Below are 13,792 nucleotides of genomic sequence, written 5' to 3'. Positions count from 1 at the left end.
CATGACGACCGGAGGGTGGGCAGCGTGGTTGGCAAGGGGCTGTACCCGGAGCCGACAGGCGAGGTGCGCATGAGTCTGTCACTGCGTTTCGCGGCCGGATCACACAAAGGCATGATCCGCGAGGGCAACGAGGACTCCGGCTACGCCGGTCCCCGACTGCTCGCCATCGCCGACGGTATGGGTGGCCAGGCCGCCGGCGAGGTCGCCAGCTCCGAGGTGATCTCCACCCTCGTCCAGCTCGACGACGACGTCCCGGGCTCGGACATCCTGACGTCCCTCGGCAGCGCCGTGCAGCGGGCCAATGACCAGCTGCGCGTCATGGTCGAGGAGGACCCCCAGCTGGAGGGCATGGGCACCACGCTCACCGCCCTGCTGTGGACCGGCCAGCGGCTCGGCCTGGTGCACGTCGGCGACTCGCGCGCGTATCTGCTGCGCGACGGTGTGCTCACGCAGATCACCCAGGACCACACCTGGGTGCAGCGCCTGGTCGACGAGGGCCGGATCACCGAGGAGGAGGCGGGCACCCACCCGCAACGCTCCCTGCTGATGCGCGCGCTGGGCAGCGGCGACCATGTCGAGCCCGATCTGTCCATCCGCGAGGTCCGGGCCGGGGACCGCTATCTGATCTGCTCCGACGGCCTGTCCGGCGTCGTGAGCCACCAGACCCTCGAGGACACCCTCGGCAGCTACCAGGGCCCCCATGAGACCGTGCAGGAGCTGATCCAGCTCGCCCTGCGCGGCGGCGGCCCCGACAACATCACCTGCATCGTCGCCGACGTCCTCGACGTCGACGGCGGCGACACCCTGGCGGCCCAGCTCAACGACACTCCCGTGATCGTGGGCGCGGTCGCCGAGAACCAGGTCCCCCTCGGGGACGGCGGCGCCGCGCACACCCCCGCGGGCCGCGCGGCCGAACTCGGCCGGTCCGTACCGCAGCAGGGCGACCCGCACGGCGGCTTCGGCCCACCCGGCAGCGGCGACCCGGCCATGGGCGGTCTGCCGCAGGGCAGTTACGGCGACTACGCCGACGGCGACTTCACCAAGAAGAGCGGCGCCAAGGCCTGGGCCAAGCGGTCGCTCTTCATCGTGCTGGGCCTGGCCGTGATCGGCGGCGGCCTCTACGGCGGCTATCGCTGGACCCAGACGCAGTACTACGTGGGCTCCAACGGCGACCATGTCGCGATCTACCAGGGCATCAGCCAGGACCTCGCCTGGATCAAGCTCAACAAGGTCCATGAGGACCACCGCGAGATCGAACTCAAATACCTCCCGGCCGACCAGCGCGGCCGTGTGGAGGACACCATCACGGTCAGCGGGCTCGGCCAGGCCCAGGACAAGACCAAGGACCTCGCCACCCTCGCCGGCGCCTGTAAGAAGGCCGAGGCCCAGGAGAAGGCCGAGGACAGCCAGAAGGACCTCACCGGCGGCGACAAGGACAAGAACGGCGGCTCCGGGGGCAGCCCCTCCAACAGCGCCAGCCCGTCCCAGAGCGGCGCCCAGTCCGGGGACGACAAGACCGAGAACCAGCTCGGGGCGCGCGCCGCGAAGGCCACGACCAAGCCCACGCCGACGACGTCTCCCACTCCGAAGCCCGGCCCCACCCTCTCGGAGGAGGAGAAGAAGTTGGTCCCGCAGTGCAGCAGCACCCAGCAGTGAAGCCGTAAGGGGCCGTCCACCCATGAGCAGTAGTACGACCAACACGACGACGATCAGTACGGCCGGACCGCCGAGCAGGCGGAACACCGAGCTGGCCATGCTCGTCTTCGCGGTGATCATTCCGGTCTTCGCGTACGCCAACGCGGGTCTGGCGCTCAGCGACGAGATGCCCTCCGGCATGCTCAGCTACGGCATCGGGCTCGGTCTGCTGGCCGGCGTCGGCCATCTGGTGGTCCGGAAGTTCGCGCCCTACGCGGATCCGCTGATGCTGCCGATCGCCACGCTCCTCAACGGGCTGGGCCTGGTGCTCATCTGGCGTCTGGACCAGTCGAAGCGGCTGGCCCAGAAGGCGGAGAACGCCGGTCAGGTCTTCGCTGCCTCGGCCCCCAACCAGCTGATCTACTCGGCACTGGGCGTCGCCCTCTTCGTCGGCGTCCTGATCCTGCTCAAGGATCACCGCCTCCTCCAGCGCTACACCTACATCTCCATGGTGGTGGCGCTGATCCTGCTGATCCTGCCGGTGTTCTTCCCGCCCCGATTCGGCGCGCGTATCTGGATCACCCTCGGCAGCTTCTCCATCCAGCCCGGTGAGTTCGCCAAGATCATCATCGCCGTGTTCTTCTCCGGCTATCTGATGGTCAAGCGGGACGCGCTCGCGCTGGCCAGCCGCCGCTTCATGGGGCTGTACCTGCCGCGCGGCCGCGACCTCGGCCCGATCCTGGTGGTCTGGGGGATGAGCATCCTCATCCTCGTCTTCGAGACCGACCTGGGCACCTCGCTGCTGTTCTTCGGCCTCTTCGTGGTGATGCTGTACGTCGCCACCGAGCGCACCAGCTGGATCGTCTTCGGTCTGCTGATGTCCGCGGTCGGCGCGGTCGGCGTCGCCACCTTCGAACCGCACGTCCAGCAGCGGGTGGACGCCTGGCTCGACCCCTTCGCCGCGTTCAAGACCGGGGGCAGCGACCAGATCGCCCAGGCGATGATGGCCTTCGGCTCCGGTGGCGTCTTCGGCACCGGCCTCGGCCAGGGCAACTCCGACCTCATCGGCTTCGCCGCCAACTCCGACTTCATCCTGGCCACGGTCGGCGAGGAGCTCGGGCTCGCGGGCACCATGGCGATCCTGCTGCTCTACGGCCTGATCGTGGAGCGCGGTGTGCGCACCGCGCTGGCCGCCCGCGACCCGTTCGGCAAGCTGCTGGCCATCGGCCTCTCCGCGGCCTTCGCCATCCAGGTCTTCGTCGTCGCGGGCGGTGTGATGGGCCTCATCCCGCTGACCGGTATGACCATGCCGTTCATCGCGCAGGGCGGCTCGTCCGTCATCGCCAACTGGGCACTCGTCGCCATTCTGATCAAGGTCAGCGACACCGCGCGCCGTCCGGCGCCGACGCCCGCTCCCACCACAGACGCCGAGATGACCCAGGTGGTCCGACCGTGAACAAGCCGCTGCGCCGAATCGCGATCTTCTGCGGACTCCTCGTCTTCGCCCTGCTGCTGCGGGACAACTGGATCCAGTACGTCCAGGCCGACGAGCTCAAGAACCACGAGAAGAACCGCAGGGTCGACATCGCCCGTTACGGCCAGCCGCGCGGCAACATCATCGTCGATGGCCAGCCGATCACCGGATCCGTCGAGACCAACGGCACCGACTTCAAGTTCAAGCGCACCTACAAGAACGGTCCCATGTGGGCACCGGTCACGGGGTTCGCCTCGCAGGCCTTCGACGCCAACCAGATCGAGAAGCTCGAAGACGGCATCCTTACGGGCAACGACGACCGCCTCTTCTTCAACCGGACGATCGACATGATCACCGGCAAGAAGCAGAAGGGCGGCGACGTCATCACCACCCTGAACGGCAAGGCCCAGAAGGCCGCGTTCGAGGGCCTCGGTAACAAGAAGGGCGCCGTCGCCGCGGTCGACCCGCGCACCGGCAAGATCCTCGCCCTCGCCTCCACGCCGAGCTACGACCCCTCGAAGTTCGCGGGCGCCTCCAAGAAGGACTCTGACGCATACAACGCGCTCAAGCCGGACGTCGACAAGGACGACCCGATGCTCAACCGGGCGCTGCGGCAGACCTACCCGCCCGGCTCGACCTTCAAGGTCGTGACCGCGGCGGCAGCGCTGGAGAACGGCAAGTACACCGACATTGACGGGCCGACCGTCTCCCCGGACCCCTGGAAGCTCCCGCTGTCCACCCAGCCCCTGCCCAACGAGGGGAACATCCCCTGCAAGAACGCCTCGCTGCGGCAGGCGCTCCGCTACTCCTGCAACACGGTCTTCGGCAAGCTCGGTGACGACCTGGGCAAGGACAAGATGCGCGAGGAGGCCGAGAAGTTCGGCTTCAACAAGGAGTTCTTCACGCCGGTCCGCGCCGACGCCAGCGTCTACCCCGAGAAGATGGACCAGCCGGGCAACGCGATGTCGGCCATCGGCCAGTTCGACAACCGGGCCACCCCGCTGCAGATGGCGATGGTCGCCGCCGCGGTCGCCAACGACGGCAAGATGATGAAGCCGTACATGGTCGACTCGCTGCGCGCCCCCAACCTCAACACCATCGAGCAGACCGACCCGGAGCAGATGAGCCAGCCGCTCAGCTCCGAGAACGCCCAGAAGCTCCAGAGCATGATGGAGACCGTGGTCAAGGAGGGCACCGGCACCAGCGCCCAGATCCCGGGCGTCACGGTCGGCGGCAAGACCGGTACCGCGCAGCACGGCGTCGCCAACAGCAAGAACCCCTATGCGTGGTTCATCTCCTACGCCAAGGGGGATGACGGCTCGCCGGTCGCGGTCGCGGTGGTCATCGAAGGGTCCGACACCCTCCGCGGCGACATCGCCGGTGGCAAGCTGGCCGCTCCGATCGCCAAGAGCGTGATGCAGGCCGTACTGGAAACCGAGAGCGACAAGTGACCCCCGTCACGTCCGGATATCAATCCCGCACGTCGCCGTACCGGTCCGGTATCAGATAGCGACTGAGGCCGGGTCCCGTAAGACGTGCCGGGTACGGTATGCGCGAGCAGCACTTCGCCGGCCCCCACAGGTGCGGCCGGGAACCACGGAAGAGGGCTGGAGTAGCTATGGAAGAGCCGCGTCGCCTCGGCGGCCGGTATGAGCTGGGCTCAGTGCTCGGCCGCGGTGGCATGGCGGAGGTCTACCTCGCGCACGACACCCGCCTCGGCCGTACTGTCGCTGTGAAGACGCTCCGGGCGGACCTCGCCCGTGACCCGTCCTTCCAGGCCCGGTTCCGCCGAGAGGCCCAGTCGGCCGCCTCGCTCAACCATCCCGCGATCGTCGCGGTCTACGACACCGGCGAGGACTACGTCGACGGTGTCTCGATCCCCTACATCGTGATGGAGTACGTCGACGGTTCCACGCTGCGTGAGCTTCTCCACTCGGGCAGAAAGCTGCTCCCCGAGCGCTCGCTGGAGATGACCACCGGCATCCTCCAGGCCCTCGAGTACTCGCACCGCAACAACATCGTCCACCGGGACATCAAGCCGGCCAACGTCATGCTCACGCGGGACGGCCAGGTCAAGGTGATGGACTTCGGCATCGCCCGCGCCATGGGCGATGCCGGTATGACCATGACACAGACGGCCGCCGTCATCGGTACCGCCCAGTACCTCTCCCCCGAGCAGGCCAAGGGCGAGACCGTCGACGCGCGCAGCGACCTGTACTCCACCGGCTGTCTGCTCTACGAGCTGCTGACCGTAAGGCCGCCGTTCGTGGGCGACTCCCCGGTGGCCGTCGCGTATCAGCATGTGCGGGAGGACCCGCAGCCGCCGAGCACCTACGACCCCGAGATCACCCCCGAGATGGACGCCATCGTCCTGCGGGCGCTGGTCAAGGACCCCGACTACCGCTACCAGTCGGCCGACGAGATGCGTGCCGACATCGAGGCGGCCCTGGAGGGCCAGCCGGTGGCCGCGACCGCCGCGCTGGGTGCGGTCGGCTACGGCTCCGACGACCAGCCCACCGCGATGCTGCGGCCGCAGAACTCCGGTGCCGGGGCGCAGACCTCGATGCTTCCGCCGATGCGCGAGGACGACGGCGGCTTCGGCTACGACGAGCGGCCGGACCGCGGCCGGGGGCGCGGGGGCTCCGGTAAGAGAAGCAACCTCTCGACGATCCTGCTGATCGTCGCGGGGATACTGGTGCTGGTCGGCGCGATCTTCATCGGGAAGTCGCTGTTCGGCGGCGGTAAGAACGACGACATGGTCCCGGTCCCCAATCTCGTCGGCAAGACGATCGCCGACGCCAAGAGCCAAGGGGAGAACGGCGACTTCAAGATCAAGAACGTCGGCTCCAAGTTCTGCGAGAACGCGGACAAGGACACCGTCTGCGAGCAGAACCCCGAGGGCGGCGGCGAGATCAAGCGGTACGGCGTGGTCGAGCTGACCATGTCCAAGGGCCCCAAGCCCGCGGCGAGGGTCGAGGTGCCGGACGTCCTGAACGTGCAGTACGAGTCGGCCAAGGATCAGCTCGAGGCCAAGGGCTTCAAGGTCGAGCAGAAGACTCAGCAGTCGGACCAGACCGCCGGCAAGGTGATCGACCAGGACCCGAAGGGCGGCAAGAAGGTCGCGAAGGGCGCCACGATCACCCTGACTGTCGCCCAGGCACAGCAGAAGGTCACCGTCCCGGACGTGACCACGCAGAAGGTCGCGGACGCCACGGCCGCCCTCCAGGGGAAGGGCCTCAAGGTCCAGACGCAGGAGGTCGACAACGGCGACGTCGAGGCCGGCACGGTGACCGACCAGACGCCCAAGGGCGGCCAGGAGGTCCTGCCCGGTTCGACGGTCACGCTGACCGTCGCCAAGGCCGCCGCGGAGAACGTGCCGGTGCCCAACCTGGGTGGCCAGAAGCTCAAGGACGCCAAGAAGGCGCTTCAGGACCTGGGCCTGAACGTGGGCAACATCGCCGGTCCGCAGGACGACGAAGCCACCGTGGTGGCCAGCCAGCCCGGTGCGGGCACCCAGGTACCCAAGGGCCAGTCGGTGAACCTCATCACGGTCGCCGGGCAGGGCAACGGAGGGAACGGCAACGGAGGCGGGGACGGCGGAGGCATCTTCGGCGGCCAGAACGGCTTCTGAGCACACGTGACACGGGGAAGCCCCCGGCATCCTGAGAAGGGTGCCGGGGGCTCCTTCGTGCTCCGAGGCCGCCCCGAGGGGCTCAGCGCAGTTCTTCAGGGGGCGTGCGGTCCGCGTCGACCTTCTCGGTGCGCTCCAGTTCGCCCCACACGATGTAGCGGTGGCGGGAGGTGTAGACGGGGGTGCAGGTCGAGAGCGTGATGTAACGGCCCGGCTGCTTCCGGCCCGACTCCTTCGGGACCGCGTTCAGCACGTCCACGTTGTACTTCGAGGTCTCCGGCAGCGTCGCGTAGACCTTGTAGACGTACCAGGTGTCGCGGGTCTCGAAGACCACCGCGTCGCCGTCGTGGACCTTGTCGATGTTGTGGAACTTCGCGCCGTGCCCGTCCCGGTGCGCGGCCAGGCTGAAGTTGCCCTTCTTGTCCCACGGCATCGCGGACTTGACCGGCTGGGTGTAGTAGCCGGCCACACCGTCGTTGAGGGTCTCGGTGCTGGTGCCCTTCTTGACCAGCACCTCGCCGTTGTGCATGGACGGTACGTGCAGGAAGCCGATGCCGTTCTTGGTGTCCAGCCTGCCCGGCCCCTGCTGCGACCAGTGCTTGCGCACCCGGTCGCCCTGCTTCTTCGCCTCGCGGTCGGCCAGGACGTTGGTCCACCACAGCGAGTAGACGACGAACAGGGCGAGAATCAGCCCCGCGGTGATCAGCAGCTCGCCGAAGACCGCTATGGCCGCGGCTACCCGCCCACGGCCGGGACGACGGCTGGGCGTTGCGGGCGGGCCGGGGTGCCGGTCCTGCCGCTCGTCGTGGTCGGTCCGTGCCACCGCGTCGTACCCCTTTTTCTGGTTTCCCGGCTGTTCCCGCTCATTCGACCAGCGCGTCCGGCTTTCCCTTGCTACGCGGCCGCTCCTCGACCATCTTGCCCCAGAGGATCATCCGGTAGGTGCTGGTGAATTCAGGGGTGCAGGTGGTCAGCGTGATGTACCGGCCCGGCTCGGTGAAGCCGGAGCCGGGCGGCACCGGCTTGATGACGCCCGTGTTGGACGGCGGCGTCTGCGGCAGGATGCTGCTCATCGCATAGGTGTAGTACCGGCTCTGCGTCTCGACGACGATCTCGTCACCGGGCTTGAGGCGGTTGATGTAGCGGAACGGCTCACCGTGGGTGTTGCGATGCCCGGCGAGCGCGAAGTTGCCCTTCTTGTCCCACGGCATGGCGGTCTTCAGCGGGCTCTTGCCGTAGTGGCCGACCATCCCGCGGTCGAGGACCTTGTGCTTGTCGATGCCCTCCGCGATCGGGGCCTTCACATCCAGCTTGGGGATGTAGATGATCGCGAACCCCTGCCCGGGGGAGAAGGTGCCCGGGTTCCGGTCGTCGCCGCCGTTCTCGTCCCACTTCTTCTGCAGGTTGTTCGCGGCGCCGTTGGCCTGCTGATGGGCACGGATGTTCGTCCACCACAGCTGATAGGTGACGAAGAGCAGCATCACCACGCCGAGGGTGATGAACAGCTCGCCGACCAGCCGACTCGCCACCACCCCGGGGCTGTCCTTGCGGGCCCGTGCGGCCCGCTTGGCCTCCATACGGGTGCGGGGCTGGGCGTCCCCGGCGCCCTCCGTGGGCCGTGTGGCGCCCGCCTCGGCCATGCCGCGCCGGGCGCGGGAGCCATGCCGTCCGGCGCGCTTCCCGGCCTCCTGGGCGGCCTTACGGCGGGCGGCCCGGCCGCCGGGCGGGGGCTCGGCGCCGCTGTCCTGGTCCGGTTCGACCTTGCGCAGCGCCATGGTCTGGTCGGCGGACGCCGCCTCCACGGCGCGCAGGGCGACCGTCTCGGCGTCGCCCCGGGGTCTCACCGGGGGCAGGACGGCCGTCTCCGCGGCCTCCGGGACGCGTCCGGACGTCTCGGTGGGGCGTCGGGGCGTCCCCGGGGCGCGTACGGGCGTCTGAGCGGCGTGTGCGGACCCTGAGGGCCCCAGGGACCCTGAGGGCCCCAAGGGGGCCGCCCGGGCGCGTCGGCGCCCCGTGGGCGGCCCGGCGGCCTCAGCGGCCTCCTCCGGCCCGAAGGGGGCTGTGCGGGCGCGCCGTCGGCGGCCGGTGGGCGGCGGCACGGAGAGCGACGCGGTGCCCGTGGTCCGCCCCGTGGGCCCGGCCGTGGCGGAGTCCGGCAGCGGGTCGGCCAGAGGGTCCCGAAGACCCTCCGCGGCCGCCGCGAACGCGTCCGGGCCCGCATGCGCGCCATGGGCGTCGTGGGCGGCGTGCTGCTGGTGAGACCCGTACGGCGGGTACGGGGCGGGCTCCCGGGCGCCGTGGCCGGCGCCCTCGCGCTCAGGGCGCGGTCCGGTCACTCGCCGGCCTTACCGCCGACCGCCCCGACCACCGGGGCGAGCCCCGCGGACCGCCCCACGGCATCCGTGTCCCCGCACTCCACCAGCCAGTTGGCGAGCATCAGATGGCCCCATTCGGTGAGGACCGACTCGGGGTGGAACTGGACGCCCTCGACCCGCAGTTCACGGTGGCGCAGCCCCATGGCGATGCCGGTCTCGGTCCAGGCCGTGATCTCCAACTCCGGGGGCACCGTCCCCCGTTCCACGGCCAGCGAGTGGTAGCGGGTGGCGGTGAAGGGCGTGGGCAGTCCGCTGAAGACGCCGGCGCCCTCATGGGTCACCAGCGAGGTCTTGCCGTGCAGCAGCTCCGGGGCCCGCCCGACGACGCCGCCGTAGGCGACGGCCATGGACTGCATCCCCAGGCAGACGCCGAACACCGGTACGCCGGTGCTCGCGCAGTGCCGCACCATGTCGACGCAGACCCCCGCCTCCTCCGGGGTGCCGGGCCCGGGGGACAGCAGGACGCCGTCGAAGCCGTCCTGGGCGTGGGCGAGGGAGACCTCGTCGTTGCGCACCACCTCGCACTCGGCGCCGAGCTGGTAGAGGTACTGGACGAGGTTGAAGACGAAGCTGTCGTAGTTGTCGACGACCAGGATGCGCGCGCTCATCGCGGACCCGCCATTCCCTCGTCGACCGTCACGTCATTGAACGGCAGCAGGGGCTCCGCCCAGGGGAAGACGTACTGGAAGAGCACGAAGACGATCGCCAGCACCAGCACGAGCGAAATCAGCGCCCGCACCCATGCGTTACCCGGCAGATGCCGCCAGATCCAGCCGTACATGCCATCCCTACTCACCGATGACGAAGTCGATTGCAGCACCGGAGTGCAGCACCAGAGTAAGGGGCGCGGGGTGGGGCCGGAGGGTCAGCTGTACAAAGCCTTGGGCTTGCCTTGGGCAACCGATTGGGTCGCGTCGAGGTGCGCCCAGGTGATCAGGCGGTGGCTGTGGCCCCACTCCGGCTCACAGGTCGTCAGCGTGAGATAGCGCCCGGGGCGCCGGAAACCGGACGCGCGCGGCACCGGATCGATCACCCCGGTGTCGGTCGGCAGGGTGCGGTAGGGCCGCCGGTCGACGCGATAGGTGAACCAGGTGGTGCCGTCGGTCAGCACCACCGCGTCACCGGGACGCAGCGCGGGGAAGTCCTTGAAGGGGTCGCCGTAGGTGCGGCGGTGCCCGGCGACGGCGAAGTTGCCGAGGGCGCCGAGGCGGGCGGTGCGGGAGTAGTGACCGAGCCCCTTCTTCAGGGTGCCGGTGGCGGTGCCCTCGAGGACGGGTTTGGCCCAGCCGGCGCCGAAGCGCGGGATGTACATGATCGCGAAGGAGTCGCCGGACTCGTAGCGGCGGGGCTCGGACGAGGGCTCGGCGCCGGCGGTGACCGTACCGGTGGCCCATCGGTCCTGGAGGTGGTCGATCTCGCCGTCCATGGCGCGGTCGGCCCGCACCGAGGTCCAGTACAGGACGTAGACCACCAAAAGGATGATCAGGGCTCCGACGGTGACGCAGATCTCACTGAGCGTCCTGACGATCAGCCGCGTTCTCATCGGCCCCCACTGTCCGCCCCGCTGGCCCCGTGCCGCCGGCCCGTGCCGCGTACGGTGTCCGCCGGTGCTATCCGATGGGCTGTGCCTGGTGCAGATCCACTGTGCCGGAGTAACCGGGAAGAGTCACCGTGTCGTGCTGGTCGACTTTCCAGCCGAGGCCGTACGCGTCGACATAGCTGCGGTAGTTCTGGATCGCGGGCGAGGCGGTGAGGGCGGCGCTCAGCTTGCCCCGGTCACCCACAGCGGTGACCTTGTAGGGCGGGGAGTAGACCTGGCCCTGCAGGATCAGGGTGTTGCCGACGCAGCGCACCGCGCTGGTGGAGATCAGCCGCTGATCCATGACCTTGATCCCCTTGGCGCCGCCCTGCCACAGCGCGTTGACCACGGCCTGCAGGTCCTGCTGGTGGATGACGAGATCGTTGGGCTGGGGATCCGGGACGCCGGGGATCTGAGGGGTGGCGTTCGGCGGGGCATCGGTGAGGGTGACCGTAAGGCCGGCCCCGGAGAGCTTCCTGGTGCCGGCGGTCTCCTCCAGCTCGGCCAGCTTGCGGCGCTCGGCCAGGGTGCTGCCGTTGTCCCGCCGGGCGAGGGCGTCGACCTCGGAGCGTATTTTGCCGGTGCTGTCGTCCAGGGTGCCGTTCTTACGGCTGCGTTCCTGGATGAGATCGGAGAGCCGCAGCATCGATTCATCGCTGCGGATATTGGTGCCCTGCGCTGTGTTGAAACTGGTCCAGAAGATCACTCCGGCCAGCGCGAAGACGGCGCCGGTCAGCAGTCGCACGGGCCGGAACCGGGGGCGGCGGGACGCCGGGGTGGGGGAGTCAGCGGAATTGCTCAACGTACCCTTACTCCTTACGACGCCGCGGAAGGACTACGCTAACGGACGTGTGGGGGAGGGACGTGGTCCCCGTCGCTGTCCCGCCCCGGCGCCGTCCGTACACATCCCCGCGCGGTCACGCAGCGCATCGACAGGAGAGTTCCTCGTGCCGAAGTCACGGATCCGCAAGAAGGACGACTTCACACCGCCGCCGGCGAAGCAGGCAGCCAGCATCAACTTGAACAGCGGCCGCCGGTGGGTGGCACCGCTGATGCTGGCCATGTTCCTGATCGGCCTCGCGTGGATCGTCATCTTCTACGTGACCACGGGCGATATGCCGGTCGAGTCGCTCGGCAACTGGAACATCGTGGTCGGCTTCGGCTTCATCGCCGCGGGGTTCGTCGTCTCCACCCAGTGGAAGTGACCCGGCTGTCCCCACGCCGGTCCCCAGGTTGTCCACAGAGTTATCCACAGCCGGGGAAAACTCAGAAGATCTGTGGATAACCTCTGCCGTGTTGACGCCGGTGTGACCGGCGACGGGCGTCTGTTCGATCGTTCACACCCCCGCCTTCCTGCGAAAACGCAGGTCAGTCGGGGGTCGTGCGCAGGTTCTCCACAGGTTGCGTATGATCCACCACTTGCTGTGGACAACTGACCGAGCCCGGCTCGGCCCCACGCACCGGAGATCGCCGGGAACCGTCCACGGCCCTTCGGACGGCTCTGCGGGAGGACGTCCGCGGTGGCCTGCCGAGCGCCGGCCGACCGCCCCGCTCAGCCGGTGAGCTGGATCGTCCGGATCCACACCATGGCGACGATCGCGAGCAGCACCAGGGCGCACGTCCCGCGCTGCACCAGCGCCCGCTTCTCGCGGGGCGCATGCACCATCCCGTACGCCACCACCGTGCCCGCGACCAGGCCGCCGACATGGGCCTGCCAGGCGATTCCGGACCAGGTGAAGGTGAAGAGCAGATTCAGCGCCAGCAGCGCGATGACCGGCCGCATGTCGTAGTTCAGCCGGCGCATCAGCACGGCGGTGGCGCCGAGCAGGCCGAAGATCGCGCCGGAGGCGCCCAGCGACGGCTGGTTCTGCGCGGCAAGGAGATACGACAGCGCGCTGCCGCCCAGCCCCGACAGCATGTAGAGCACGATGAAGCGGACGCGGCCGAGCGCGGCCTCCAGCGGTCCGCCGATCCACCACAGCGAGAGCATGTTGAAGGCGATGTGGATCAGCTGCTGGTGAAGGAAGATCGAGGTGACCAGCCGCCACCACTGGCCCTCGGCGACTCCGACGATCTGCGCCGCGCCGGGGTCGTAGGCCCGCCCGACCAGGTCGAGATCGTTCACCAGCCGGTCGCCCGCGGACAGCGCCGCGAGCCATACCGCGATGTTGATGGCGACCAGGATCTTGGTGATCAGCCGGGGGTCCGAGGTGATCGTGCCGCCGGCCATGGTGCGCGGCTGGACGGCACGCGGCGGGGGACCGGCGGCCGAGGCCCCGGCCCCGGCGGGCACCCGTCCGCTCACGCACTCAGGGCAGTGGAACCCCACAGAGGCGCTGATCATGCACTCGGGGCAGATCGGGCGCTCACAGCGGGTGCAGCTGATGCCGGTCTCCCGCTGGGGGTGCCGATAGCAACAGACCGCCTGGTCCTCCATGATGTCCCCTCGCCCCTTGTCCACTTCTGATCGGGCGTTCCCCCGCCCCGCTTGTTCACACGGACACTTGTTCACACGGACAAGCGGGGCATGAAAGTTCCCCGTACGGGCTCAGCCCTCGCGGGTCTCCACGACGACCGACTCGATGACGACGTCCTGCAGCGGACGGTCGGTGCGCGGGTTGGTCGCGGTGCCCGCGATCGCGTCGACGACCTTCTTGCTGGCCTCGTCGGCGACCTCGCCGAAGATGGTGTGCTTACCGGTCAGCCATGCGGTCGGGGAGACCGTGACGAAGAACTGCGAGCCGTTGGTGCCCGGGCCGGCGTTGGCCATCGCGAGCAGGTACGGCTTGTTGAAGGCCAGGTCCGGGTGGAACTCGTCACCGAACTCGTAGCCCGGGCCGCCGGTCCCGTTGCCCAGCGGGTCCCCGCCCTGGATCATGAAGCCGCTGATCACCCGGTGGAAAACGGTGCCGTCGTAGAGCTTCTCCTTGGCCTTCTTGCCAGTGGCCGGGTGGGTCCACTCGCGAGTGCCTTCGGCCAGTTCAACAAAGTTCTTGACCGTCTTGGGGGCGTGGTTCGGCAGCAGCCGGACCACGATGTCGCCATTGTTCGTCTTCAGGGTGGCGTAAAGCTGCTCGGCCACGATCAACCTTCCATCG

At 68.9% G+C, this 13,792-nt stretch carries 13 protein-coding genes; 5 read left to right on the top strand and 8 right to left on the bottom strand.

Translation table 11 applies throughout. The features are described from left to right. Positions 1 to 69 precede the first annotated feature (69 nt). From ACFYOY_RS05490 to pknB, 4 genes are all read left to right on the top strand, one after another. Complete coding sequence (locus tag ACFYOY_RS05490; RefSeq protein WP_351883596.1) at positions 70 to 1,656, top strand: PP2C family serine/threonine-protein phosphatase; 1,587 nt, start codon at positions 70 to 72, stop codon at positions 1,654 to 1,656. 22 nt (positions 1,657 to 1,678) lie between these two features. Beyond that, positions 1,679 to 3,091 carry an FtsW/RodA/SpoVE family cell cycle protein gene (locus ACFYOY_RS05485; protein ID WP_059143764.1) on the top strand — a complete coding sequence of 471 codons (1,413 nt, stop codon included), beginning with the start codon at positions 1,679 to 1,681 and terminating at the stop codon, positions 3,089 to 3,091. Next, entirely contained in the window at positions 3,088 to 4,560 is a 1,473-nt protein-coding gene (locus tag ACFYOY_RS05480; RefSeq protein WP_388584946.1) for a peptidoglycan D,D-transpeptidase FtsI family protein, read from the top strand. The genes ACFYOY_RS05485 and ACFYOY_RS05480 overlap by 4 nt, the downstream gene beginning before the upstream one ends. A 167-nt stretch (positions 4,561 to 4,727) precedes the next feature. Then, positions 4,728 to 6,740, top strand: coding sequence for a Stk1 family PASTA domain-containing Ser/Thr kinase (gene pknB / locus ACFYOY_RS05475; protein ID WP_388584943.1), 2,013 nt, complete (start codon positions 4,728 to 4,730; stop codon positions 6,738 to 6,740). 82 nt (positions 6,741 to 6,822) lie between these two features. Here the strand turns inward: pknB and ACFYOY_RS05470 are convergent, their stop codons facing one another. The 6 genes from ACFYOY_RS05470 to ACFYOY_RS05445 all read right to left on the bottom strand — a co-directional run bounded on the left by ACFYOY_RS05470 (position 6,823) and on the right by ACFYOY_RS05445 (position 11,496). After that, on the bottom strand, positions 6,823 to 7,563 hold the full coding sequence (locus ACFYOY_RS05470; RefSeq protein WP_351883602.1) for a class E sortase: 741 nt from the start codon (positions 7,561 to 7,563) through the stop codon (positions 6,823 to 6,825). Positions 7,564 to 7,603: 40 nt separating this feature from the next. Then, complete coding sequence (locus ACFYOY_RS05465; RefSeq protein ID WP_388584940.1) at positions 7,604 to 9,076, bottom strand: class E sortase; 1,473 nt, start codon at positions 9,074 to 9,076, stop codon at positions 7,604 to 7,606. Continuing rightward, on the bottom strand, positions 9,073 to 9,723 hold the full coding sequence (locus ACFYOY_RS05460) for an aminodeoxychorismate/anthranilate synthase component II (protein ID WP_078642451.1): 651 nt from the start codon (positions 9,721 to 9,723) through the stop codon (positions 9,073 to 9,075). Before ACFYOY_RS05460 ends, ACFYOY_RS05465 begins: the two co-directional genes overlap by 4 nt. Next, a complete protein-coding gene (locus tag ACFYOY_RS05455; RefSeq protein ID WP_044572551.1) occupies positions 9,720 to 9,896 on the bottom strand; it encodes a hypothetical protein in 177 nt (58 codons plus the stop codon). Before ACFYOY_RS05455 ends, ACFYOY_RS05460 begins: the two co-directional genes overlap by 4 nt. Before the next feature lie 84 nt (positions 9,897 to 9,980). Continuing rightward, positions 9,981 to 10,658 (bottom strand): class E sortase, encoded by a 678-nt coding sequence (locus tag ACFYOY_RS05450; protein ID WP_137966597.1) that lies wholly within the window; start codon positions 10,656 to 10,658, stop codon positions 9,981 to 9,983. A gap of 67 nt (positions 10,659 to 10,725) precedes the next feature. Continuing rightward, positions 10,726 to 11,496 (bottom strand): DUF881 domain-containing protein, encoded by a 771-nt coding sequence (locus ACFYOY_RS05445; RefSeq protein ID WP_351883605.1) that lies wholly within the window; start codon positions 11,494 to 11,496, stop codon positions 10,726 to 10,728. A gap of 145 nt (positions 11,497 to 11,641) precedes the next feature. Between ACFYOY_RS05445 and crgA the strand changes: the two genes are divergently transcribed. Next, positions 11,642 to 11,899: a cell division protein CrgA gene (gene crgA / locus ACFYOY_RS05440; protein WP_030827826.1), complete on the top strand. Its 258-nt coding sequence runs from the start codon at positions 11,642 to 11,644 to the stop codon at positions 11,897 to 11,899. A 347-nt stretch (positions 11,900 to 12,246) separates the two neighbouring features. Here the strand turns inward: crgA and ACFYOY_RS05435 are convergent, their stop codons facing one another. Together ACFYOY_RS05435 and ACFYOY_RS05430 are read right to left on the bottom strand one after the other, a co-directional pair. Further along, positions 12,247 to 13,131 (bottom strand): rhomboid family intramembrane serine protease, encoded by an 885-nt coding sequence (locus ACFYOY_RS05435; RefSeq protein WP_351883607.1) that lies wholly within the window; start codon positions 13,129 to 13,131, stop codon positions 12,247 to 12,249. A 111-nt stretch (positions 13,132 to 13,242) separates the two neighbouring features. Then, entirely contained in the window at positions 13,243 to 13,776 is a 534-nt protein-coding gene (locus ACFYOY_RS05430; RefSeq protein WP_059143818.1) for a peptidylprolyl isomerase, read from the bottom strand. Positions 13,777 to 13,792: the final 16 nt, after the last annotated feature.

Origin of the sequence: Streptomyces sp. NPDC007875 (assembly GCF_042868035.1) — a bacterium.
Classification (GTDB): domain Bacteria; phylum Actinomycetota; class Actinomycetes; order Streptomycetales; family Streptomycetaceae; genus Streptomyces; species Streptomyces antimycoticus.
Note: the sequence above shows the minus strand (reverse complement) of the source record. Positions and strands in the feature narration are given on the sequence as shown.

Coding starts and splice junctions, on each gene's coding strand:
- ACFYOY_RS05490 (WP_351883596.1), top strand. CDS start 70: ATGAGTCTGTCACTGCGTTTCGCGGCCGGATCACACAAAGGCATGATC.
- ACFYOY_RS05485 (WP_059143764.1), top strand. CDS start 1,679: ATGAGCAGTAGTACGACCAACACGACGACGATCAGTACGGCCGGACCG.
- pknB (WP_388584943.1), top strand. CDS start 4,728: ATGGAAGAGCCGCGTCGCCTCGGCGGCCGGTATGAGCTGGGCTCAGTG.
- ACFYOY_RS05460 (WP_078642451.1), bottom strand. CDS start 9,723: ATGAGCGCGCGCATCCTGGTCGTCGACAACTACGACAGCTTCGTCTTC.
- ACFYOY_RS05455 (WP_044572551.1), bottom strand. CDS start 9,896: ATGTACGGCTGGATCTGGCGGCATCTGCCGGGTAACGCATGGGTGCGG.
- ACFYOY_RS05450 (WP_137966597.1), bottom strand. CDS start 10,658: ATGAGAACGCGGCTGATCGTCAGGACGCTCAGTGAGATCTGCGTCACC.
- ACFYOY_RS05435 (WP_351883607.1), bottom strand. CDS start 13,131: ATGGAGGACCAGGCGGTCTGTTGCTATCGGCACCCCCAGCGGGAGACC.